This is a genomic window from Geobacillus stearothermophilus ATCC 12980, from assembly GCF_030369615.1.
Lineage (GTDB): Bacteria > Bacillota > Bacilli > Bacillales > Anoxybacillaceae > Geobacillus > Geobacillus stearothermophilus.
Window position 1 is genome coordinate 2057369 of the sequence record NZ_CP128494.1, and the last position, 23314, is coordinate 2080682.

General features: G+C 54.0%; 17 protein-coding genes, 1 pseudogene and 1 other annotated feature. Of the genes and pseudogenes, 5 read left to right on the forward strand and 13 right to left on the reverse strand.

The annotated features are described in order from the left end of the window. Positions 1-103: 103 nt before the first annotated feature. Genes QSJ10_RS11210 through QSJ10_RS11220 form a run of 3 tightly spaced genes read left to right on the forward strand, consistent with a single transcriptional unit; the run spans position 104 to position 3035 of the window. The gene (locus tag QSJ10_RS11210) at positions 104-724 is read left to right on the forward strand and encodes a type IV pilus modification PilV family protein (RefSeq protein WP_053532386.1); all 621 of its coding nucleotides are present in this window, start codon (positions 104-106) and stop codon (positions 722-724) included. Further along, positions 708-1286 carry a PilW family protein gene (locus QSJ10_RS11215; RefSeq protein ID WP_014196441.1) on the forward strand — a complete coding sequence of 193 codons (579 nt, stop codon included), beginning with the start codon at positions 708-710 and terminating at the stop codon, positions 1284-1286. The genes QSJ10_RS11210 and QSJ10_RS11215 overlap by 17 nt, the downstream gene beginning before the upstream one ends. A 42-nt stretch (positions 1287-1328) precedes the next feature. Beyond that, complete coding sequence (locus QSJ10_RS11220) at positions 1329-3035, forward strand: hypothetical protein (protein ID WP_053532387.1); 1707 nt, start codon at positions 1329-1331, stop codon at positions 3033-3035. A 95-nt stretch (positions 3036-3130) separates the two neighbouring features. On the opposite strand, the pseudogene QSJ10_RS15590 reads toward QSJ10_RS11220, so the two are convergent. The 3 genes and pseudogenes from QSJ10_RS15590 to QSJ10_RS11240 all read right to left on the reverse strand — a co-directional run bounded on the left by QSJ10_RS15590 (position 3131) and on the right by QSJ10_RS11240 (position 10287). Then, positions 3131-6060: pseudogene (locus QSJ10_RS15590) on the reverse strand (VWA domain-containing protein). Between the two features lie 72 nt (positions 6061-6132). Then, positions 6133-7428: a bifunctional folylpolyglutamate synthase/dihydrofolate synthase gene (locus QSJ10_RS11235; protein WP_033014314.1), complete on the reverse strand. Its 1296-nt coding sequence runs from the start codon at positions 7426-7428 to the stop codon at positions 6133-6135. Between the two features lie 216 nt (positions 7429-7644). Then, positions 7645-10287, reverse strand: coding sequence for a valine--tRNA ligase (locus tag QSJ10_RS11240; RefSeq protein WP_033014315.1), 2643 nt, complete (start codon positions 10285-10287; stop codon positions 7645-7647). A gap of 99 nt (positions 10288-10386) precedes the next feature. After that, positions 10387-10716, reverse strand: a binding site (T-box leader). A 139-nt stretch (positions 10717-10855) separates the two neighbouring features. Between QSJ10_RS11240 and QSJ10_RS11245 the strand changes: the two genes are divergently transcribed. Then, entirely contained in the window at positions 10856-11044 is a 189-nt protein-coding gene (locus tag QSJ10_RS11245; RefSeq protein ID WP_011232115.1) for a YszA family small membrane protein, read from the forward strand. A gap of 37 nt (positions 11045-11081) precedes the next feature. Here QSJ10_RS11245 and ysxE read toward each other — a convergent pair whose 3' ends face one another. The 8 genes from ysxE to hemA form a co-directional block, all read right to left on the reverse strand. Further along, the gene (ysxE, locus tag QSJ10_RS11250; RefSeq protein WP_053532389.1) at positions 11082-12110 is read right to left on the reverse strand and encodes a spore coat protein YsxE; all 1029 of its coding nucleotides are present in this window, start codon (positions 12108-12110) and stop codon (positions 11082-11084) included. A gap of 44 nt (positions 12111-12154) precedes the next feature. Continuing rightward, complete coding sequence (gene spoVID / locus QSJ10_RS11255; protein ID WP_033014317.1) at positions 12155-13201, reverse strand: stage VI sporulation protein D; 1047 nt, start codon at positions 13199-13201, stop codon at positions 12155-12157. Between the two features lie 118 nt (positions 13202-13319). After that, complete coding sequence (hemL, locus tag QSJ10_RS11260; protein WP_025038965.1) at positions 13320-14609, reverse strand: glutamate-1-semialdehyde 2,1-aminomutase; 1290 nt, start codon at positions 14607-14609, stop codon at positions 13320-13322. A gap of 16 nt (positions 14610-14625) precedes the next feature. Continuing rightward, positions 14626-15600: a porphobilinogen synthase gene (gene hemB, locus QSJ10_RS11265; RefSeq protein ID WP_053532390.1), complete on the reverse strand. Its 975-nt coding sequence runs from the start codon at positions 15598-15600 to the stop codon at positions 14626-14628. After that, positions 15601-16368, reverse strand: a complete 768-nt coding sequence (locus QSJ10_RS11270) for a uroporphyrinogen-III synthase (protein WP_033014319.1) — start codon at positions 16366-16368, stop codon at positions 15601-15603. It abuts the gene before it with no gap. Beyond that, entirely contained in the window at positions 16365-17297 is a 933-nt protein-coding gene (hemC, locus tag QSJ10_RS11275; protein ID WP_033014321.1) for a hydroxymethylbilane synthase, read from the reverse strand. The genes QSJ10_RS11270 and hemC overlap by 4 nt, the downstream gene beginning before the upstream one ends. A 15-nt stretch (positions 17298-17312) precedes the next feature. Beyond that, entirely contained in the window at positions 17313-18131 is an 819-nt protein-coding gene (locus QSJ10_RS11280) for a cytochrome C assembly family protein (RefSeq protein ID WP_033014322.1), read from the reverse strand. 10 nt (positions 18132-18141) lie between these two features. After that, positions 18142-19506 carry a glutamyl-tRNA reductase gene (hemA, locus tag QSJ10_RS11285; RefSeq protein ID WP_053532391.1) on the reverse strand — a complete coding sequence of 455 codons (1365 nt, stop codon included), beginning with the start codon at positions 19504-19506 and terminating at the stop codon, positions 18142-18144. Between the two features lie 166 nt (positions 19507-19672). On the opposite strand from hemA, the gene QSJ10_RS11290 reads away from it, so the two are divergent. Further along, positions 19673-20158 (forward strand): LiaI-LiaF-like domain-containing protein, encoded by a 486-nt coding sequence (locus QSJ10_RS11290; RefSeq protein WP_033014324.1) that lies wholly within the window; start codon positions 19673-19675, stop codon positions 20156-20158. A gap of 41 nt (positions 20159-20199) precedes the next feature. Here the strand turns inward: QSJ10_RS11290 and yihA are convergent, their stop codons facing one another. After that, positions 20200-20787: a ribosome biogenesis GTP-binding protein YihA/YsxC gene (gene yihA, locus QSJ10_RS11295; protein WP_033014325.1), complete on the reverse strand. Its 588-nt coding sequence runs from the start codon at positions 20785-20787 to the stop codon at positions 20200-20202. Then, positions 20784-23126 (reverse strand): endopeptidase La, encoded by a 2343-nt coding sequence (gene lon, locus QSJ10_RS11300; protein WP_049626414.1) that lies wholly within the window; start codon positions 23124-23126, stop codon positions 20784-20786. The genes yihA and lon overlap by 4 nt, the downstream gene beginning before the upstream one ends. Between the last annotated feature and the right edge of the window lie 188 nt (positions 23127-23314).

Below are 23314 nucleotides of genomic sequence, written 5' to 3' on the forward strand. Positions count from 1 at the left end.
GACAAATATGCCATTGCTCGTTCTCTTATCCTAAAATTCTACATGGTTCAACTCGAAAATATTGTATAATAAAGTTACATATTTTGAAAGAAGGTTATGACAAATGGCGGGAAGCAATTTTCCTCTTCCTAGTCGTCAAGCAGGATTTACGTTGATCGAAACGTTGCTGGCCATCACTCTTTTATCGGGCGTCGCGATCGGTTTGTTTTACTTTTTCACGAATGCGATGATGCATACGTCTTACAACCAAGGTCGGACGGTGGCCGTCAACGTCGCCCGCGGCGTCGCTGTCTATTTTGAAAAAAACGCAGATTTCTCACGGCTAAAAGAGTATATGGAAGACCATCAAACACCGTTTCTTGAGCTAACAAAAGACAATTGCGGCAACGAATCGTTGGCGGCGCTGTTTTTTCCCGGTGAATCTGGCCAACTGCATACGGTATGTGAAGCGCAGTTCGCCCCGAAAATCAACAATGTCCGTTACGAAGCTTCCGTTTACCTTGTCCGATACGACAAGGAGGCATGGGATGCATTCACTTCATCGTCGGAATTCGCTTCCTTGCCTGCGCCGCTGCAGGCGCGCATCCGCGCTGAAACGGAAAAAGCAGCCGAATCAAACGCCGGCGGCTACATGATCAAATTATACACCTCCGTCCGTTGGGACGAGCGCACGAACGAGACGGCGTGGGTCGAAGGAGTGATCACCGATGAAACGATCCGCTAGAAGCGAAGCCGGCATGACGATGATCGAGCTGTTGGCCGCCGTTTCCATTTCTTTGCTCATCATCGGCGCTATCTACACGGTGTTTTTAACCGGCATTCGCGCCTACGAGCGCATCGGCATCGAAAACGACTTGCGCAGCGAAGCGGACTACACCATGGCCCGAATAATGAACGAGCTGTACACGCTCTCTCCAGATGGAATGGAAAGTCAAGAGGAAAACACGCCGTTAACGGCCGTCACCTTTGTGAAAAACCAAGAATTCAAAGCCGATGCGGACACCGGGCTTGTCTCCCGTGAAGAGAAAAAGCCGGAAAGCATCGAGCGGATGACGCTGTCCATCCAAGACGGCGCGCTCGCGATCAATGGCGAAACGATCACCTCTTCCCGCTTTTTGCTGGGCGACTCTTCATCGTTTTCATTCCGTTGCGCACGAAAAGAAGGCAACCTGTGCCGCAGCGGCGTCATGACGATCCGTCTCATTGTCTCCGACCGTCGACACGCCGACCCGAGTGGTTGGCTGTATGTGCCGCCGTTTACATTGACAACGGAATTTGGTTTTTAAGTATTGCATTCCGAAACTTTGTCTGCGAAGGGAGGGGCTGCGATGAACCGACTGCGCTTGAACGCCGCTGGCTACAGTTTGGTGACAACAATGCTCATGATCACCCTCTTTTTTTTGCTCGGCTTGACGATTTTAACAGTCGCCGTCCAGCAAGCGCGATTTACCGCGGTGCGCGTCGAGAACATCGAATCGTTTCACGAAGCCAAAACAGCCCTTAATGAAGCAATTGCTGAGCTTAAAGCTGAGCTTTCAGACGATGATTTTTTTGTTCACCATGACATCTTCACCCCTAGTCAATGGGATGCATTTCTCGGTATTAACGAGGACACCCCCAGCCCGGAGACGATCACCGGCAAGCTGAAAGCGCGCTACGGCGTGGAGGTGGAAGACGTGTCCTATCGCTTGTACAACATTCCGACGAACAAAGTGTTCCTCCGCGCGCTCAATTTGTCCAAACCGTTTACGGACGGCCATCGCGAGCGGAAAGTCAAACGGCTCGTCTTTTTAACGAATACGCCCAGTTTTCTCAAATACGCGCTCGGATCAAAAGAAACCGTCATCTTAAACGGCGGCGTCTACGTGGAGCAAGGAAACGTATACGCCGGAAAAAGCGCTTACATCAGCAACGCGGCAAACTACGTGAAAAAAAGCGGCGAGTTAACGATCGCTCCTATCGATGCCGGACTGCCCGCATCAATAAACGATTCGATTTGGCACATTCATGACAAGCTGCTGTTTTCATGCACGCAAACGAGCAGTTGCTGGAAGACTGGCGGCCGAACTTTCCAAATGGAAGAAGGCCTTTTCTTCCCAGGATGGCCGGACGATGGCGGCCCCCTCATTCAACAAGAGACGGACGATTTCATCGATACTGATTTCGAGCGCACCGTGAAAGATAAATTGCTTCAAGCAGCCGGTCTCTCGCCGTTGTCGCCTGAAACCCAACAAGCGTATATCGAGCGCATTGAAAACGATCACCAGGCGCCGCTCGATGTAGCGCGGGAGCTTGAGCAAGAAGGGAATTTGGCTCGGGTCGTGACAGACGACGAAACGCCGTATGAACAATCCATCAATCAGATGCCAAAAGACAAGCCGCTTTGGTTGGACGCAGAAGGGAAGGAGATCACCCTTTATCGCGGCATTGACGTGCAACAAAATGGCCAAAACCAATGGCTCATTGTCAATGGCGATCTCCGCATTGAAGGATCGACAAAATCAACAGCGGCTGTACGCGGCAATTTGATCGTGTTCGGTGATTTGACGCTCACCGGAAACTTGGCGTTGAACGCGAGCATTTACGTCACTGGCAAGACGACCATTTACAACAGCCATATCGACGGAGCGGATGGAAAAGGGCTCGTGTTGTTGTCCAAAGGCACGCTCGATATCGCCCGCATCAATGAATTTCAAGACTCAAGTGAAATCCCGAACTTAAAAGGGTATTTTTATACGGACAGCAGCGCGACGATTTATGTTGTCGGGTCGTATTTGTACATTGAAGGCGGGTTGTTCGCCCGCGGGAACGGAGCGGCTGCTCCGGATACAGACATCAACGGGCTCGTCATCAACGCCTTTCGCGGCCGGATCGAGCCGAAAGACGGTGAGCCGTGGAACTTCATTCCAAGCTCTGACATGCGACAATCTCGTCTGATCGTCAAATACAATCCACGGGTGTTAGTCGAACAAGGAACAGGATTGCCATTTGTCAATCAAATCTCACTCGTCGCCGACCGGCTTGAAGTTGAGTGAACGAAGACGGCTAAATTCCCTCTCTCATCCTCTCGATCCCCTGGACAAACGAAAAAAAAGCGGATCTCCAATTCAGGAGGCCGCTTTTTTCATCATTACCAACGCCCACCGTTGCTGCCGCTTCCCCCCTCATCTTCACGCGGTTGGACAAAGACCCACACTGAGGCTTGAATTGGCCTGCCATCCGGCGTTCTCGCATTGGCGGTCGCCGTCACAACCGCGTAGCCGACATCCACTGCTTCCAAATACCATCGTCCATTTTCTTGGACGACGTCGACAAATCGGAAGTCAGACGATGTCACAGAGCGGAGCGTTTTATCCGTCGCATTTTCCGGGATAAAGCGGAGCTGCTCCGCCACTTCGAGCCGATCGCCCGGATTCATATAGATCACCGGGTTGCGGAAAGCCATGCCTGTGAGCGCTACGTACGGATCAATCACACGGATGGACGCCGTCGCAGAGGCATTCCCGCCGTCTGTAGAGCGCACGGTGATGGCAACCGTCCCTGGTTTCAGCGCTGTTACAACTCCATTTTGCACAACAGCCACGGCATTATCGCTTGACGACCATACTAGTGTTTTGTTCGTCGCATCGCTCGGTACAATCGTCACCGGAATGGTCTGCACATCTCCGACGTTCATCGTCGTTTGATATGAACCAAACTTCAGCTCGGTGATCAGCTTCGTATACGCAAACACCGCGCTCCCTATTCCCATTCCTCTCGTCAATCCTCCTGACGACTGCACGTTCACTGTGTACGATCCATCGTTTGAGATCGGAATTTCATACGGAGAACTGAGCGCCGTCCAAGCGGACGCCACGCCATTGCGCACAATCTGATACTGATACGACACCCCTTCACCGGCCACCGGTCCCATCAATTTGACGGTAGGCGCCTCGTACGTCATCGCTCCATTCGCCACTGTGCCTTTTGATGTTGTCACCAAAAGATGCGGCTTAATATACACAGGCACCGTTTGGCCATTGCTGTAGGTGACAAGCAACACGCCGTCATCAGTTGGGTCATATTGAAGCGCCTTGACAGGGAGCTGCAGCAATCCATACGAGTTAGGATGTTTGCTCGTTCCAATTAGAGAGGAAGAAGCGCTGAACGTTTGCCATTTGCTGATTAGCCCACTCTCATCGCCTTCATAGTAAAAGTTCAGAAAATCATCTAAACGAACCCTCATGCCGATCCGTTCTGCCGGCAGCGAAAGCGTCGACGTCCTCACCCCATAGCGGCTGTCGGCGAACGTCACAACGGCAGGGGGCAATTGGACATTGCTCATGGCAAAATCCGCCTGCATCACCCACTGCGCTGAGAGCGTCAGCTTATTCAATTGGCTGTATTCGAACGTCTGGTCGGCAAACGACCATTGTGCGTAACGCTTCCCATTTTCCTCGTACGTCACCACTTTGCCATCGGGGACGACAGAGATGCCGTCAGGAAGCTCCTGAACGATTTTTACATTGCTGATCGTCCCTGTCGCATTGCCGACATACCCGACAAGCGACAGCGAATACGTGGCCCGGAAGCGGTTGTCGTCGCCATCGGTTGCCCCCCGTTTGATTAAGCTTGTGACATCATTGGTCAGCCCTTGCAGCTTCACCGTTCCAGTAAACGACGGCGGCGCTTCGTCTTTGACCGTGACGGTCACCGTTTTCGTCACAGCCGGCTGTGGTTGGCCATACACATCGCGATACGTCAGTTCAGCAGTGAACGTATATGTCCCTTTTGCTTTAAATGACACGGGAATCGGAATCGTCACCGGCGCCGGAGTGCCTTGACCAACTTGGTATGGGATGGAAAACGAAATATACGCGTTTGCTTCGTTTCATCCAGCCATACTTGGCCGTTTTCCTCAATGGTGACATTGCCGCCGAATGACGAAAGCGGGATGCGCACCGTGCCTGTAAGCGCCGGCGTCGTAGCGAGCTGGGAAAAGCGCTGGAACAAAGAGGCCAAATTTTGCACCGTTCCTTGCCGCGCTTCGCCGCCGGCAGTCGCTGAAAGCGACAGTAAATAGTCCATATCGACTTCATCATTGTCGCCGAAGCCGATTGGGTAAAGGGTGATATTGTTCATCCCGAGCGTTTTTGCCACCGCTGTGGCATCGGCTCGGATTTTTCCTTCAATGCTGCTGTAAGTGAACGAATAGCCGTTATCCCAAGACACCCGCCATCTATTAACATAATCTTGGCCGTCGCTGTAAAATCGGCGAGAATATCCTTGGTTGTCGGTAAAACGGATACCGGCAGTCCGTCCATCGCTGTACAATTCGTATGTGACCGAAAGAGAATCGGTTACTCTATTCCCTGTATAGGAATATCCACCCCCAAAATTCTGCTTGACCTCCCGATACGTAATCGTATCGACTGCATTCAACACCGTCGGCATGCCATCCGTTAAGAAAATGATATACTTTTTCCTCGTTGGATCCGTGAAATACGATTTAGCAAGAGACAAAGCAGCCGAATAGTTCGTTCCGCCGCTGGCGGTCAAGCTGTTGCCGGTATTGAGAATGGCGTCGAGCTGGCTTGCTACATCCGAATATTTTCCGAATGGAACGACGCTGGCCTGCTGGATTCCGTCGGAAAATGGGATGAGCGCGAAACGGTCATTTCCATTGTAATTCGACTTAAAGTAATTAACAGCCGTCTCCAAAGCCGATTTTGCGCTTTGCAGCTTCGTCATCGTCATCGATCGCGACACGTCCATGACAAACACGACGTCGATTGGAGGGCGGATGATTCCTGAAACAGCGCCTTGTGGAATGAGCGTCACATCGAGCCGTCCTTCGGCATTGCCGTTCGGCGGCTTGGCGTATTCCGGCTGTGAAAACGAAAGGGAAAAATCCAATTTCGCCGTGCTCGCCTCCATTTGCCTCGTATATTGATAAGGCGTCTGTGGGAACGAAAAATACACATCCTGATCGGCATACACAACACCTGCTTTCATCGGCCATAGGCTTGCCATCAGCCAAAACAACATTCCCCATAAAAGCCAGCCGCGCCACCGCTTCATGCGCCTCCCCCCCCCCCCGCGCCAAAAGAACTATCTTTCTTCCATTATATCAATCCTTTTCATCGCTTGGCATTATTTTTTTAAACGTTTTCGCACTTCAGATATAAAGTAAAGCGATCCTGTAATGAGCATCAACTCATCACTTCCCATTTGTTTTTTCTTTTCCCCGATCCAGCCGATCCAATCACCTGTCACCGCTTTCTGCGGATGGGACGAAAGGTCCGCCAACTGTTCCGCCGCCGCCGCGCGCGGAAAGTCAAACGTGGTAAACGTGATCGTATCTGCAAGCTCATCAAGCTGCCGAATCATCCGCTCCAGCGGCTTGTCGGTCAGCGCGGCGAACAAGACATGGACGCGTTTGTCAGGATAATGGGCGCGCACCGTCTCCACGAGCGAGCGAATCCCAGCTTCGTTATGGGCGCCGTCAAGGATGATGAGTGGACTATCACTCACCCGCTCAAACCGGCCGGGCCAAGCGGCTGTGGCCAGTCCATCGGCGATATGCTCCGGATCGATCAAAAACGAATAGCCAAGGCGCAACAATTCTGCCGCCATCACCGCCACCGCCGCGTTTTCGACTTGATGGGCGCCGGGCATTTGAATGCGCAAATCGCGGTATTCGGCAAACGGCGTGACAAGCGAAAACTGCTCCCCTTCCACCGTCGCCTGCCGGTCGGAAACGGTGAAATCGACGCCGAGACGATATGTTTTCGCCTTCCGCTCCGCCGCCGTTTTGGCGATCACTTCCCACGCCTCCGGTTCCTTCACCGCCGTCACAAGCGGTACGCCCGATTTGATGATTCCGGCTTTCTCCGCGGCGATTTGCCCAAGCGTATCGCCTAAAATGTTCATATGATCGTAGCTGACGTTTGTAATGACAGAAACGAGCGGATAAATGATGTTAGTTGAGTCCAAGCGGCCGCCAAGCCCGACTTCGACGAGCACGATGTCTTGAATGTTCTGTTTTCCAAAATAATACAGCATCATCGACGTGATCACTTCAAACTCGGTCGGTCCGCCAAACTCTGTTTGTTCCAACTCATCGGCAAGCGGCTGAATGACTCGCACGAGCTCGACGATCTCTTGATCGGAAATCGGTTCGCCGTTGATGCTGATTCGTTCGTTAAACTGCTCGACATACGGCGAGGTGAACGTGCCGACCGAATAGCCCGCCGCCTGCAAAATCGAGCGCAAATAGGCGACCGTTGACCCTTTGCCGTTCGTTCCCCCGATATGGACGGCGCGGACGCGGCGTTCCGGGTGGCCGAGTTGTTCCATCATCCATTCCATCCGTTTCAATCCCGGTTTCATGCCGAGCCGCAGCCGCCCGTGAATCCAAGCGACTGCTTCTTCATACGTTCGAACCATGTTCATCGTCCTCCTTTTTCCATTGGTGTCTTGCCGCCCCCTGCCGGCTTCATGCGGCAGATGCGCCACACATCGAGAAGCGTGGCGAAAGCGAGTATATGTTGACAACAAACCTCTTCTCAGAATATGCCAACCTTCCATCATGATCCATCGAAAAAGACGAATCCACAGGAAAGCGGATTCGTCTTCATCATAATCAACCGCAAGATCGTTTGTCTACCGTTTGAGCTCGGCGAGGCGCGCCTTGACGGCTTCGCGTTTTTCGATGTAATCTTGCCGCTTGCGCCGCTCTTCTTCGACGACATGAGCCGGCGCTTTCGCCAAAAAGCCTTCATTCGCCAGTTTCTTTTCGACGCGCTCGACTTCTTTGTTCCATTTGTCAAGCTCTTTTTCAAGCCGCTTAATTTCTTCCTCAATATTGATCAATCCTTCAAGAGGCATGATGAGCTCGGCGCCGGTGACGACCGCCGTCATCGCTTTGTCCGGCGCGGGAACGTTTGTATCAATCAAGAGCTCGCTCGGGTTGCAGAACCGCTCAAGATAGGCGCGGTTTTTCAAAAGCGCGGCCCGCACGTGCTCGTCTTTTGTCTTAATATAGAGCGCAATCGGCTTGCTCGGCGGCGTGTTTACTTCGGCGCGGACGTTGCGGACGGCGCGGATGATGTCCACAAGCATCCGCATTTCTTCCGCGGCTTCTTCGTTCGACAGCTCAGGGCGCACTTGCGGCCACGGAGCGACGGTGATCGATTCGCCTTCATGCGGCAAGTTTTGCCAAATTTCCTCGGTAATGAACGGCATAAACGGGTGAAGCAGGCGCATCGTGTTGTCGAGCACATACGCCAACACGGAGCGCGTCGTCTTTTTCGCCGCTTCGTCGTCACCGTAAAGCGGCAATTTCGCCATTTCAATGTACCAGTCGCACAAGTCGTCCCAAATAAAGTTGTACAGCGTACGCCCCGCTTCGCCGAATTCGTATTTCTCAGCGAGCTTCGTCACCGTCTCGATCGTTTCGTTGAGACGCGTTAAAATCCAATGGTCGGCGACCGTTTTTTCGCCGCTCAAATCAAGCTCCTCGTACGTCATGCCGCCCATGTTCATCAAGGCAAAGCGCGAGGCGTTCCAAATTTTGTTAGCAAAATTCCACGTCGCTTCGACTTTTTCTGTGCTGAAGCGCAAGTCTTGCCCCGGCGAGCTGCCGGTCGCCAAGAAGTAACGGAGCGCATCGGCGCCGTACTGGTCGATCACATCCATCGGATCGACGCCGTTGCCGAGCGACTTGCTCATTTTCCGCCCTTGGGCGTCGCGGACGAGGCCGTGGATGAGCACGTCTTTGAACGGACGCTTTCCGGTGAATTCAAGCCCTTGAAAAATCATGCGCGACACCCAGAAGAAAATGATGTCATAACCGGTGACCAGCACATCGGTCGGGTAGTAGCGCTTGTAATCCGGCGAGTCGGTATCCGGCCAGCCCATTGTCGAGAACGGCCAGAGCGCCGAGCTGAACCATGTGTCGAGCACATCTGGGTCTTGTTCCCAGTTTTCGATGTCTTTCGGCGGTTCATGGTCGACGTAAATTTCACCCGTCTCTTTATGGTACCATGCCGGGATGCGATGCCCCCACCAAAGCTGGCGTGAAATGCACCAGTCGCGGATGTTTTCAAGCCAATGCAAATACGTTTTTTCAAACCGTTCCGGCACGAACTGCACTTTGCCGTCGGTTTGCTGGAGCTTGATGGCGGCTTCGGCGAGCGGCTTCATTTTCACAAACCATTGCGTCGACAAATACGGTTCAATAACTGCGCCGCTTCGTTCGCTATGACCGACTGAGTGCACGTGCTCCTCGATTTTAAAGAGGACGCCTTGTTCTTGCAAATCGCGGACGATCTGCTTCCGGCATTCAAACCGGTCAAGCCCCTGGTATTGCATGGCGTTTTCATTCATCGTGCCGTCTTCGTTCATGACGAGAATGCGCGGCAAGTTGTGGCGATTGCCGATTTCAAAGTCGTTCGGGTCGTGCGCCGGCGTAATTTTGACCGCCCCAGAGCCGAATTCCATATCGACGTACTCATCGGCGATGATCGGAATTTCGCGGCCGACGATCGGCAGTTTCACCATTTTGCCGATCAAGTGCTTGTACCGCTCGTCATCCGGATGCACGGCAACGGCCGTGTCACCGAGCATCGTCTCCGGACGGGTCGTCGCCACTTCGATGAAGCCGGAGCCGTCGGCGAGCGGATAGCGCATATGGTAGAGCGCGCCTTTCACTTCTTTATAAACAACCTCAATGTCCGACAACGCGGTTTTCGTCACCGGATCCCAGTTGATGATGTATTCGCCGCGGTAAATGAGCCCTTTCCGGTAGAGCGAGACGAACACTTCGCGCACCGCTTTGGAAAGCCCTTCGTCAAGCGTAAACCGCTCGCGCGTGTAATCAAGCCCAAGCCCTAACTTCGCCCATTGACTGCGAATATGGCCGGCGTATTCTTCCTTCCACTTCCACGTTTCTTCTAAAAATTTTTCCCGGCCTAAATCGTAGCGCGACAGCCCTTGCTGGCGCAATTTTTCCTCGACTTTCGCCTGGGTGGCGATGCCGGCGTGATCCATTCCCGGAAGCCACAAAACGTCATACCCTTGCATCCGCTTCATGCGCGTAATGATGTCTTGCAGCGTCGTATCCCACGCATGCCCTAAGTGCAATTTGCCGGTGACGTTGGGCGGCGGGATGACGATCGTAAACGGTCGTTTGTTCGGATCACCGGTCGCTTCAAAAAATTTTCCTTTCAGCCACCATTCGTAGCGCCCGGCTTCAACGGCGCGATGATCGTATTTGGGTGGCATCGACACTTCGTGCTGTGCCATGTTTCATTTCCCTCCTTCAACATGATGGACAATGCGGCGACGGCGGCTTCCCACTAAGCAATGCCGCGCAGCCGGCAAGCAAAAAAGCCCCTTTCATCCGAAAAGGACGAAAGGAGCTGCTTTCGCGGTACCACCTTTTTTCTTAAGCCTAGAAGGCTGGTGATGAAGAGAACCGCAACACGGCCAACCCACCGGTGAAACATCGGCTGGCGAGCCCACAATCAGTTTAGTTGACCGGCCTTCTAGAAGCTTAAGCGCTTCATTGGCATAACGGCATGATGCCGGCTTCCTCTACTCGGCAGCAGCGCCTTTCAAAGAAGCAGCTCAAGGGCGACCTTCCAGCAGCCGTCATCCTAGGAAATCTCGCAGCTTCTGATTTCCCTCTCTGCAGGCGCGGACCGCTGTACTCCTCCCCGTCTTCGCTTTTGTCGTCATGATTCGATTATTATACTACCATTGTCCATCATCTTTGCCAAGTTTTTATTTATTTATTCCATCCGTGTGCATTTGGTGACAAACCACCGCACGTTTCATATTGTATAGTAAACCGGAGAAGGAGGGAACACCGATGCGGCGATTCAACCCGTATTCATGGCCGCCTTGGCTTCGGCAAGTGCGCGCCGTCTGCGCCCAAGTGATCATCCCGCTCACCATTTTTCAAGCGATCCGCACCATTTTTCTGCCAACGACGTTTGATGTCATTTTATTGGCCATCTTCGTTTTCATTGCCGTGGCGCTCCATTTGGAATGGATTTAGTGCGACGCCGTTTTGTTGGGCTGGATTCAAAATCCATTTAACCATTGCTGCTTTCATCCGCCGGCTGTTCATTATCCATCGCCTCTTCCTGCTGCGCGGCGTCGCGTTGGACAAGATGCATGACAACGGCCTCCATGTTTTTGAACGCCCAGTAACAACGTTGCAGCGCGGTCACATATTCCCGTTCGTTCCGCTCGTTCCGCGAAGCGGCCTCATACCGCTCCAAACAGCGGACAAACCCACGCGGCTCCGCCAAATGGCTGTATAAAAACGCCCGCTCCCCGTCGGACAGCGGCAGCTCCTTCTCGTACTCCCCCATCCCTTCAAGCCACTCGCGCCCAAGCGGCGGCATTGTCTGTACGTGAAAACGGAGCGCGGCGATCACATCAAAGAGCGGCGAATTCCAATGCGCCCGCTCCCAACTGATCCAATACGGCGGGAGATGGTGGGAGAGGCGCGCTTTGCCGTGCACCCAGGCGATGCGCCATTGCTTCGTCTCTTTGAGCGTCTCTTCCCACACATCGAGCCGTTCTTCAGCGAACGAGTACGCGCGCATCACCTCATGAAAATAGGTGCAGCATTGGAGCTGAAACGGAGACATGTACCACGCCGCTTCGTACCGCTCAATCCGTTCTTCCCAAACCATCCGCGCCCGTTGCCATTCGTCCTTTTTTTGCTTTCGGTACGCCGCCGCCTCTTCCTCACTCACCTCGATCGTACGGACGGTGGCGCGATGGAGGCGGGCGAGCTCGCGAAAAAAGGCGTCCACCGCATCCTTCTCCACCTTTGATTCGCCGTCATGCCATGCTTGCAAATAATAAAGGCGCCTGCCTTCTGTGGCAAACAGCGACCGCCGCCGCGTCAGGTAAAGCGGGAGACAATGGGGGCCGCCATGCTGAAGAGACTGCCAAACGGCGGCGGCTTCTTGCTCGCTTTCAAGCGGCTTTAAGGCGAAAACACCGCGGTTCGTGTATACTTTGACGGCTTTGCCTCGCTGCTCCATGCGCTCTGGACGAAGACCGTACTGGGCGAGCACAGCCTCATATCGGTCAGCCTGTGCGGCCATTTGTTACGCCCCCTTATCGGCAAAAGAAACGGAAAGCGTTCCTTTCATGAGAAAGGACGGCTTCCCGCCATGGCCGGAATATAGAGCAGCTGCCCCTCGTGCACGTCATCTGGGCCTTCCAAATCGTTGGCGCGCAAAAGCTGCGAGACGGTCACATCATACCGTTCGGCAATCTTGTCCAATGAATCTCCTTGCTGGACGATGCAAATTTTCAGTTTCGTAAACTCTTTCTCCTCGCTTTTCGCAAACAGTTTCGTCAAGTAAAGCGCATTTTCGCTTTTTGTTTTCGTTTCTTCTTCCTCAACCGCCTTTTTCGCCGCCCCGATCGATACCTTCGCCTCAGTTGGCGGCAGCAGCGAAGCGATGTCTTCCTCCGTCTGTGCGCTGACCTCCTTCGTTTCCGTCTCAAGCGGCAAAAACGGCTCTTTGGCCTCCTCTTCTTCCTCAGCCTCCGTTTCTTCATGACGCATGGCGGCCGGCTCCATGACGGAAACGGTCGTTTCGTCGGCGGCAAAAACCGGCTGTTCATCCGCCTCATCGGTGAGATCATCCGCGGAAGCAAACGCTTCCTTACCGGCCGCTTCCTTGCGGGCGATTGATTCAAACGGGGCAAACAGCGGCTCATCGTCCTCCTCATCGTCCGGCAAATCATCGTCAAGCGGCGCTTCACTGATGCCGCTGATCGAAATGTCGGCAGTGATCAGCAATCTCCCGTTTTCATCCAAATCATAATCAAACGATTCAACCGTCACGTACACATCCTCAAGGGAACGAATGCGGTTTTTTGGAATCGTAATATCGATTGGAAAGCGGTGCGACAGTTCGCTGATCCCGTCTTCGCGCACCGAAATGTGCTGAATGAACCGATAACCAGCCAGCTCAAACACATCGTCATCCGCTTCAGCCTGCCCTTCGCCCGCTTGGTGGAATTCGCCGCTCAACTCAAGCGCGCCGCGGATCGTAATATATTGGTCGTACTCATCGACGGAAATGACCGGATCAAGAGAAATGGATAAAAACTCGGCGACTTCCTGTCCTCTTTTAAACCAGACCGATTCTTCCAATGAAAAACGCAAATACGATTGCTCCAACCGGGCCTCCTCCTTCCGTCCCTTCGGCAAATAATTTCTATGACATTATCCATTGTATGAACGGAAACGAGGCGGTATGATAAAAAATTGGGCTGCCGACGGTCGGCAGCCCCTTTCCTTATCCGCGCAGACGGGCAAACACCCGCTCAGCAGCGGCAATCGTATATTCAATATCATCATCACTGTGCGCCGTCGACAAAAACAGCCCTTCAAATTGCGACGGCGGCAGGAAAATGCCTTCATTCGCCATTTCCCGATAATAGGCGGCAAACAGCTCCAAGTCGGACGTTTTCGCTGTCTCGTAGTTGACCACCGGCTCGTTCGTGAAGAAAAAGCCAATCATCGACCCAGCGCGGTTGATCGTATGCGGGATATCGTATTTCTCTGCTGCCTGATGAAGCCCATCCGCAAGGCGCGCCGCTTTGCGGCCAAGCTCTTCGTACGTTTCCGGCGTCAGCTGGCGGAGCGTCTCGTACCCGGCCGTCATGGCGAGCGGATTGCCGGAGAGCGTGCCGGCTTGGTACACCGGCCCGCTCGGCGCGACAAGCTCCATGATCTCGGCTTTGCCCCCGTACGCCCCAACCGGCAAGCCGCCGCCGATCACTTTGCCAAGGCACGTCAAATCCGGCTCAATGCCATAATACCCTTGGGCGCAGTGGTAATCGACGCGGAACCCGGTCATGACCTCGTCGAAAATCAATAAGGCTCCGTATTGTTTCGTCACCTCGCGTAGCCCTTCCAAAAAGCCAGGCACTGGTGGAACGACGCCCATATTGCCGGCGACCGGTTCGACGATCACCGCGGCGATGTCTTCGCCAAACCGCTCAAACGCATAGCGGACGCTGTCCAAATCGTTGTACGGCACCGTGATGGTATGCTGGGCGACCGATTCCGGCACGCCCGGGCTGTCCGGCAGGCCGAGCGTCGCCACGCCGGAGCCGGCTTTAATGAGCAGCGAATCGCCGTGGCCGTGGTAGCTGCCTTCAAATTTGATAATTTTGTTGCGCTTCGTGTAGCCGCGCGCTAAGCGGAGGGCGCTCATCGTCGCCTCCGTACCGGAGTTGACCATCCGCACGATTTCCACCGACGGCACCCGCTCAATCACGAGCTTGGCGAGCTCATTTTCAAGCAATGTCGGAGCGCCAAAGCTTGTGCCTTGTTCCGCCACGCGCTTCAACGCTTCCACGACCTGCGGGTTGGCATGCCCTAAAATGAGCGGACCCCATGACAGTACGTAATCAATGTACTCATTGCCGTCAATATCGTAAATTTTCGCTCCTTGGCCGCGCGCCATGAAAATCGGCGTCATCCCGACCGACTTGAAGGCGCGCACCGGGCTGTTCACCCCTCCCGGCATCAATTTCACCGCTTCTTCGTAAGCGGTTTTTGACCGTTCGTAGCTTCGCATGCTTCCGCCCTCCTCTCTATTCAGCCAGCCAGCGGGCGACATCTTTGGCAAAATACGTAATGATCAAATCCGCGCCCGCCCGTTTCATCCCTGTCAACATTTCCATGACGACCGACTTCTCATCGATCCAGCCGTTTTGCGCCGCCGCTTTGACCATCGCATACTCGCCGCTCACGTTATAGGCGACAAGCGGAAGCGGAAAACGGTTTTTGACGTCGCGGATAATATCCATGTAGGCAAGCGCTGGCTTCACCATCAAGAAATCAGCGCCTTCTTTGACATCCGACTCCGCCTCGCGAAACGCCTCAAGGCGGTTGGCCGGATCCATTTGGTACGTCTTCCGGTCGCCAAACTGCGGCGCGCTGTCGGCGGCATCACGGAACGGGCCGTAAAATGCCGAAGCGTATTTGATTGCATACGACATGATCGGCACATACTCAAACCCTGCTTCATCAAGCCCACGGCGAATGGCGGCGACAAAGCCGTCCATCATGTTCGACGGCGCGATGATGTCGGCGCCGGCTTGCGCTTGGCTCACCGCCGTTTTGGTGAGGAGCTCGAGCGACGGGTCGTTCAGCACGCGCTCGTTTTCGACGACGCCGCAATGGCCGTGGCTCGTATATTCACATAAACACGTATCCGCAATGACGACTAGATCTTTGTGTTCAGCTTTGATTTGGCGGATCGCCCGCTGAACAATCCCTGTTTCGCAATACGCCTGCGAACCGACTTCATCTTTTTCATTCGGCACACCAAACACCATGACGGCGGGAATGCCAAGCTTGGCGATGTCGTCCACTTCCTCAGATAAACGGTCAAGCGATAAATGGTAAACCCCTGGCATCGACGGCACTTCCCGCTTAATGCCGCTTCCCTCGACCACAAACAGCGGATAAATGAGATCCTCGACGCGAAGATGCGTCTCACGCACCATCGCCCGAATCACAGCCGTTTGCCGCAAACGGCGATGGCGGTCAAATGACAGTGCCATTCATCGTCCCTCCATGGAAAAATATTGTTCCATCGCTTTGATTATACCATCCGTGGTGTAATCCGTCGGACAAATATGGACCGGAATGCCCGCCCGCTCGGCCGCTTCTTTCGTCACCGGTCCGATGCAGGCGACCGCAACACCGGAAAGAAGGGCATCCACTTCTTTGTCGAGAAGGCGGACAAGGCTGTCGACCGCCGACGGGCTCATCAAGGTGACCGCATCAAGCTCCCGCCGGCGCAGCAGCGACAACAACCGCTCCCGGCCGTTTTCATCAGGCTCGGTCTCATACACCGTGAGCTCGTCGACCGCGGCGCCGGCGTTTCGCAACGCCTCAGGTAAGGTCGGGCGCGCCAAATTGCCTTTGACAAACAGCACCCGGTCGCCTTGTTTGACGCGCGGCATGAGCAAGTCAGCCAGCCGTTCAGCGGTGTAATCATCCGGCACAAGCGCCGGGGAAAGACCATGCTCGGCGAGCGCGGCCGCCGTCTTCCGCCCGACGACGGCGACATTCGGCAGCGGCCGCGGCAACGAAACGTGCGGAAAAAAGAAGCGGACGGCGTTCGCGCTTGTGAAAACGAGCCAACGGTATTCGCCAAGCCGCTCAACCATAGAAGCGATTTCTTCCGGCGCCGCCGGTCGGATGGCAATGAGCGGGATCTCGACCGGCACGGCGCCGACAGCGCGCAGCTTGGCAGAAAACGATGCCGCCTGCTCTTTGCCGCGCGTCACGAGCACCGTTTTGCCGGCGAGCGCGCTGTGTGTCATGATTGGCTCAACTCCTGTTTCACCCGCTCGATGAGCGCTTTCGCCCCTTGTTCGATCAAGACAGCAGCCGCCTGTCGGCCGACCGCTTCCGGATCGGCGCCAGTGACGATTTCTTTATACATTTCTTTGCCATCCGGGGAGGCGACAAGCGCGGTAAGACGCACCGTCCCCTCCTTCACTTCCGCATAGCCGGCAATCGGCACTTGACAGCCTCCTTCCATTTGCTGCAAAAAGGCGCGCTCCGCCCGAACAGCCCGCTCGGTTTGCTCGTCGTTTAACCGGCTGAGCCATTGGCGCAATTCGTCATCATCCTCCCGGCATTCGACCGCCAGCGCCCCTTGGCCGACCGCCGGAACACAGACATCAAAAGGAAGATAGTCGCTGATGACGTCATCGCCCCAACCCATGCGCGCAAGACCCGCCGCCGCTAACACGATCGCATCGTACTCTTCGCTTTCGAGCTTCGCCAACCTTGTGTCAATATTGCCGCGAATCCATTTGATCGTCAAATCCGGGCGATAGGCAAGCAGCTGCGCCGAACGGCGCAAGCTGCTCGTGCCAATGACCGACCCAGGCGGCAAGTCGGAGAGCATCCGGTTTCCTTTGCTGACAAGCACATCGCGTGCATCTTCGCGGCGCGGAACCGCACCGATCACTAAACCTTCGGGCAGCACAGCCGGCATATCTTTCATGCTATGGACCGCCATATCGATGCCGCCGGCGAGCAATTCATGCTCAATCTCTTTCACAAACAACCCTTTGCCCCCGACTTTCGAGAGCGTAACATCAAGCACCCGATCTCCTTTCGTGACGATTTCTTTCACTTCAAACGTAAACGGCGCCCCAAGCTGTTTCAATTCGTTGATCACCCACTTCGTCTGGGTCAAGGCAAGCTTGCTGCGCCGCGAGCCAACGACAATGTTCCGCATCTCGTTCCACCTCGATTACGAATACCAGAAATGAAATTTTGACAAACTACCAAACAAGAAAAAGTTGACAAGCAAAAATAAAAACGAACCGATATTCCATAGCGCGATCGCCTTCCCTTGCATCTGCCGGACGGCTCGCTTGTAAAAATAGACGCCATAGACGAGAAGAACGACAAACGACCCAAGCACTTTCGCATCATACCAATGGAAATGGCCGATTTGAATATACGCCCAAATCACGCCAAGAATGAGCCCTAATAACAACATAGGCAAGCCGAGCGCGTTTAAAACATACGACAAACAATCAAGCCGCGACAAATCCGCCATGCGCCAAAGGCGCGCCCCCCACTTTTTCTTTTTCAGCAAACTGTACTGCAACATGTAAAGCACCGAAAACAGAAACGACAGCGTAAACGCCGCATACGCTCCGAGCGAAAGGGTGATGTGGATGATCAGCAGCTCCGAGACGAGCCGCTCCGCAACAGCCGGCGACTGCGAAGACGGTGCAAACGTATGAATGGCCAAAATAAAAAAAGCAAGCACGTTCGTAAAAAAGACGATGAAATCGACGCGCAGCAGCCGATTGATGACGAGCGACAGCGTAATGAGCAGCCAAGCGTAAAAATAAAGCCCTTCCGACATCGTTAAAATCGGAAAGCGCTTCGTCTCCATGATGCGAGAAACAAACGTCACTGTCTGCAAAAGCCACACAATAGAAAGCAACCAGAAGGCGATGTCGTTCGCCTTCCGGTTTTGTTGCAAAAAATCGATGAAATAGAATAGGATCGAAGCGATGTAAAGCAAAATGGACAACTCATACAACAGCGCCACCATCCATCCCACCTTACAGCTGCCATGATGGGCGGGCGGCACGGACCGCTTCCGCGTCTTGTTCATCGCATTGCACGGATTTCGCCTGCTCTATATGCCGCTCGGCTTTCACCGCATCTTCGATATTGAAAATTTTCATAAACAGCAAAAGCGCCTCCTCGGCATTCGGGCCGGCGGCGAGTTCCTTCGCCTGCAAAATCGGATCGCGGAGCAGCTGGTTAATAATGCTTTTCGTATGCTTATTCAACACTTTCCAGTCGCGCTCCGACAAATGCGGCAGTTTCCGCTCCAAACTTTTCATCGTTTCTGCTTGAATGGCCAGCGCCTTTTCGCGCAATGCGGCAATGACTGGCACGACGCCGAGCGTCTGCAGCCATTGGCTAAACGCCATAAGTTCCGCTTCGATCATCGTTTCAATGCGAGCCGCTGCCTTTTGCCGTTCCGCCAAGTTGGCCGCCACCACATCTTGCAAATCGTCAATGTCGTACAAAAACACCGTTTCCAAATCAGCCAACGCCGGATCCAAATCGCGCGGCACCGCGATGTCAACCATAAAGAGCGGGCGGCCTTTGCGCATTTTCTCAAGCGGCGCCACCATTTCCTTCGTCAAAATATAGCCTTTGGCTCCCGTCGAGCTGATGACGATATCTGCTTCCAGCAAAGCGCATGACAATTCGCCGAGCGGCTTCGCTTCGCCGGCAAACTGCTTAGCAAGCTGTTTCGCTTTTTCAAGCGTCCGATTGACAACCGTCACCTTCCCGACGCCGCTGCCGTACAAGTTTTGCGCCGCCAGCGTCCCCATTTTGCCGGCCCCGATAATCAAGACGTGCTTGCCGGCAAGGCGGCCGAAAATTTTCTTCGCCAGCTCAACCGCCGCATAGCTGACCGATACAGCGTGCGCGCCGATGCCCGTTTCCGAGTGGGCGCGCTTCGCAAAGGTCACCGCCTGCTTGAACAGATGATTGAAAATCGTGCCGCTCGTCCCGACCTCTTGAGCGAGCAAATAGCTGTCTTTCACTTGCCCTAAAATTTGCGTTTCCCCAAGCACCATCGAATCAAGGCCGGCCGCCACGCGGAACAAATGCTTTATGGCCGCTTCTCCTTCAAGCACACGCAAATACGGAGCAATCGCTTCCACTTTGACGCCAAACCATTCGGCTAAAAATGCTTTCATATAGTAACGTCCGGTATGCAGTTGATCAACCACTGCATAAACTTCCGTCCGGTTGCACGTCGAGACGATCACATTTTCGAGTACGCTTTTTTGCTCGGCGAGCTGTTTCATCGCCGCACCGAGTTCCGCTTCTGCAAACGCGAGCTTTTCGCGGATTTCTACAGGGGCGGTTCTATAGTCGACGCCAACGACTACGATTTGCACGATGCCATCCCCCTTATTGACCGAATCCCTTCCATCATTATATCACAACTGTCCATCGTTCCGATTTAAAAAAATTGTGAACATGCCTCCAAAGCTATGCTAAACTGTAGACAGTGATCATTCTATCATAAACATGTCCAAAAGGGAAACGGAGGACGCGACGATCATGAAAACCCGAACGGTATTCGCCGGCATCTTGTTCATCGGCCTCGGGCTGTATTTTCTCGCCGGACAGTTGGAATCCCCCCTTTTCCATTTCTTCCAAGGGTGGCCGGCCTTGCTTGCCATTTGCGGCGCGGCTTTGCTTGGCCAGGCGCATTCAGCGCGTGAATATGCTTACCTTTTCCCCGGCTTTCTTTTACTCGGATTTGGCGTTGAGTTGCTCCTTGCGAGTGCATTTTCGGCCTGGCCCCGCGGCGTGAACATGTTTTTTTTCCTCATTGCGTTCGCTTTTTTCGCCAGCAGCCGCAAACAAAAAGGCGGGGCCGGCTTTGGCGTACTTTTCTTGCTTCTCGCTGTCGTGCTGACGTTTTCCGGGCGCGGCCAGCCGTTCTTTCACCTCGTCCAAGCCGGACTTTCCTCTGTCTGGAAGTTTTGGCCGCTCGGACTCATCGCCATCGGCGTCTATCTATTATGGACTAGGCGAAAATAGCCTTGGAAGTGAAAACACCAGCGGAATCGCTGGTGTTTTCGTCATGAGGACACAAACGGCAAAAGCGCCGCCCATGCTTCGTCTTTCCCTTGTCCGGTCTCGGCGGAAAACAAAATGAGCGGGTCGCCGTCAGCCATCCGCAGCGTCTCGCGCGCGATTTTCGCGTGTTTTTGATGCTTGCCGCGCGGCACTTTATCCGCTTTCGTCGCGATGACGATCACCGGGATCTCGTAATGTTTCAAAAACTCGTACATCATCACATCGTCTTTCGTCGGCGGATGGCGCAAATCAACGAGCAGGACCGCCGCCTTAAGCACCTCGCGCGTCGTAAAGTACGTCTCCATCATGTTCCCCCATTTTTGCCGCTCCTGCTTCGACACGCGGGCGAAACCATAACCTGGCACGTCCACAAAGTAAAACGAGTCGTTAATCAAATAAAAATTCAACGTTTGCGTTTTCCCTGGCTTTGAGGAGGTGCGCGCCAAGTTTTTCCGGTTGATCATTTTGTTGATGAATGATGATTTGCCGACGTTCGAACGGCCGGCGAGCGCCACCTCTGGCCGTCCGCCGTCCGGATATTGTTCCGGCTTGACGGCACTGGTCACAAGCTCTGCTTTCTTCACATTCATCGCTTCCACCCCACCAGCGCGTGCGGCAGCACCTCATCGAGATGGGAGACGAGCACAAAGCGCAAGTCGCGCTTCACCGTTTCCGGAATGTCCGCTAAATCTTTTTCATTGTCTTTTGGCAAAATGACCGTTTTCAGCCCGGCGCGGTGGGCACTTAACGTTTTCTCTTTCAAGCCTCCGATCGCAAGCACCCTGCCGCGCAGCGTAATTTCGCCGGTCATGCCAACAAAGCGGCTCACCGGCTTGCCCGTCAGCGCGGAAATGAGTGCGGTGGCGATCGTAATGCCTGCAGACGGCCCGTCTTTTGGCACCGCACCCTCCGGGACATGGATATGGATATCGTACATTTCATGGAATTTCGGATCGATGCCGAGTTCCTCAGCGCGCGATCGAACATAACTGAACGCCGCCTGCGCCGATTCTTTCATCACATCGCCGAGTTTTCCGGTCAACACAAGTTTGCCGTTACCTTTCGCGAGCGACACCTCAATGGCGAGCGTATCGCCGCCAAACGCGGTGTACGCAAGACCGGTCGCCACGCCGATCTGGTCCTCCGCTTCCGCCTGTCCATAGCGGTATTTTCGTTTTCCTAAAAATTCTTCGAGATTGTTTTCTGTGATGACGACCCGTTTTTTCTCACCGGAGACAATGAGGCGGGCCGCCTTCCGGCAAATCGCCGCCAACTGTCGCTCCAGCTCCCGCACTCCAGCTTCGCGCGTATAATGGCGGATGATGGCAAGCATCGCATCATCGCGCACTTGCAGCGCCGCTTTTTTCAAGCCGTGCTCATCGAGCTGCTTCGGCAGCAAATGCCGCTTCGCAATATGGAGCTTTTCAACTTCGGTATAGCCCGGAATCTCAATCACTTCCATCCGGTCCAACAGCGGCTGCGGAATCGCCGCCAAATAGTTGGCAGTCGCAATAAACATTACCTTCGACAAATCGTACGGCTCTTCAATGTAATGGTCGCTGAACGTATGATTTTGCTCCGGGTCAAGCACCTCCAGCATGGCCGCCGATGGATCGCCACGGAAATCACTCGACATTTTGTCGATTTCATCAAGCAAGAAGACGGGGTTGATCGTGCCTGCTTTTTTCATCCCTTGGATAATGCGTCCCGGCATGGCGCCGACATACGTGCGGCGATGGCCGCGAATTTCCGATTCGTCGCGGACGCCGCCGAGCGAAACGCGGACGAAGCGGCGGCCGAGCGCTTTGGCGATCGAGCGAGCGAGCGACGTTTTGCCGACCCCCGGCGGTCCGGCGAGGCAAAGAATCGGACCTTTTAACGATTTCGTCAGCTGTTTGACAGATAAAAATTCAAGCACCCGTTCTTTCACTTTATCGAGCCCGTAATGCTCCTCGTTTAAAATCGCTTCCGCCTGCTTAATGTCGTGGATGTCTTCTGTTTCTTTCGACCACGGCAAGGCGATGAGCCAATCGAGGTAGTTGCGAATGACTGTGCTTTCCGCTGAGGTCGCCGGAATTTTTTCATAGCGGTCAAGCTCCTTCAATGCCGTTTGTTTCACATGCTCCGGCATGCCGGCCGCCTCGATTTTTTCTTTCAGCTCCTCGACTTCGCCCGTTTTTCCTTCTTTTTCGCCAAGCTCTTTTTGAATCGCCTTCATTTGCTCGCGCAAATAATACTCTTTTTGCGTCCGCTCCATCGACTGCTTGACGCGGGCGCTGATCTTTTTCTCAAGCTGGAGCACTTCTTTTTCGTTGTGCAAAATTTGGATGATTTTATTGAGGCGCTCTTTCACGTCGATCGTTTCTAAAATACGCTGTTTTTCCTCAAGCTTAAGTGGCAAGTGCGAGGCGATGATGTCCGCCATTCGCCCCGGCTCATCGATGTCGACGATCGAGGCGTAAATGTCGACCGACAGCCGCTTGGACAAGTTTATGTACTGCTCGAAATATTCAAGCATCGTCCGCTTGAGCGCCTCATCTTCTAAATCTTTCGCCGCCCGATCAGCAAACTTTTCGACTTTGACGAGAAAGTACGGCTCCTCGCTGATCACTTCCGTAATGAGCGCCCGAGCGACGCCTTCGACAAGCACGCGGAACGTGCCGTTCGGGAGTTTTAGAAGTTGCTTGACGCGCGCGATCGTTCCCATTTTATATAAGTCATCCATGTCCGGTTCGTCGATGGCAACGTCTTTTTGCGACGTCAGCAAAATCATATGATCCTCAACCATGGCTTGTTCGAGCGCTTTGACCGATTTCTCGCGCCCGACATCCAAATGGAGCACCATCGTCGGAAACACGAGCAGCCCACGCAGCGGCAAAAGCGGAACGACCGTCTCCTTTTTCTTTCCGTTCACGCCGAACACCTCCATCTCTCGCTTCTATTCGTTTATTGTATAGTACGGTAGCCGGGTTTGTAAAATTTGACGAACGAAAAAGCGCGCGGCGCTCCATCTGCATGCAAAGAAAAACCGACTTCAGCGACGATCCGCTTGCGCCGAAGCCGTACATAAAAGAGAGGCCGGGCGAACCGCCCGACTCGGTTGCGAGCGGATCGCCC

What these genes read in the sequence shown, in the direction of transcription:
- QSJ10_RS11235 (WP_033014314.1), bottom strand. Translation starts at nt 7,428, where the DNA reads ATGGTTCGAACGTATGAAGAAGCAGTCGCTTGGATTCACGGGCGGCTG.
- lon (WP_049626414.1), bottom strand. Translation starts at nt 23,126, where the DNA reads ATGGAGGTGTTCGGCGTGAACGGAAAGAAAAAGGAGACGGTCGTTCCG.
- QSJ10_RS11240 (WP_033014315.1), bottom strand. Translation starts at nt 10,287, where the DNA reads ATGGCACAGCACGAAGTGTCGATGCCACCCAAATACGATCATCGCGCC.
- QSJ10_RS11215 (WP_014196441.1), top strand. Translation starts at nt 708, where the DNA reads ATGAAACGATCCGCTAGAAGCGAAGCCGGCATGACGATGATCGAGCTG.
- QSJ10_RS11280 (WP_033014322.1), bottom strand. Translation starts at nt 18,131, where the DNA reads ATGGTGGCGCTGTTGTATGAGTTGTCCATTTTGCTTTACATCGCTTCG.
- QSJ10_RS11220 (WP_053532387.1), top strand. Translation starts at nt 1,329, where the DNA reads ATGAACCGACTGCGCTTGAACGCCGCTGGCTACAGTTTGGTGACAACA.
- hemL (WP_025038965.1), bottom strand. Translation starts at nt 14,609, where the DNA reads ATGCGAAGCTACGAACGGTCAAAAACCGCTTACGAAGAAGCGGTGAAA.
- QSJ10_RS11210 (WP_053532386.1), top strand. Translation starts at nt 104, where the DNA reads ATGGCGGGAAGCAATTTTCCTCTTCCTAGTCGTCAAGCAGGATTTACG.
- QSJ10_RS11245 (WP_011232115.1), top strand. Translation starts at nt 10,856, where the DNA reads ATGCGGCGATTCAACCCGTATTCATGGCCGCCTTGGCTTCGGCAAGTG.
- ysxE (WP_053532389.1), bottom strand. Translation starts at nt 12,110, where the DNA reads ATGGCCGCACAGGCTGACCGATATGAGGCTGTGCTCGCCCAGTACGGT.
- yihA (WP_033014325.1), bottom strand. Translation starts at nt 20,787, where the DNA reads ATGAATGTGAAGAAAGCAGAGCTTGTGACCAGTGCCGTCAAGCCGGAA.
- QSJ10_RS11270 (WP_033014319.1), bottom strand. Translation starts at nt 16,368, where the DNA reads ATGACACACAGCGCGCTCGCCGGCAAAACGGTGCTCGTGACGCGCGGC.
- hemC (WP_033014321.1), bottom strand. Translation starts at nt 17,297, where the DNA reads ATGCGGAACATTGTCGTTGGCTCGCGGCGCAGCAAGCTTGCCTTGACC.
- QSJ10_RS11290 (WP_033014324.1), top strand. Translation starts at nt 19,673, where the DNA reads ATGAAAACCCGAACGGTATTCGCCGGCATCTTGTTCATCGGCCTCGGG.
- hemB (WP_053532390.1), bottom strand. Translation starts at nt 15,600, where the DNA reads ATGGCACTGTCATTTGACCGCCATCGCCGTTTGCGGCAAACGGCTGTG.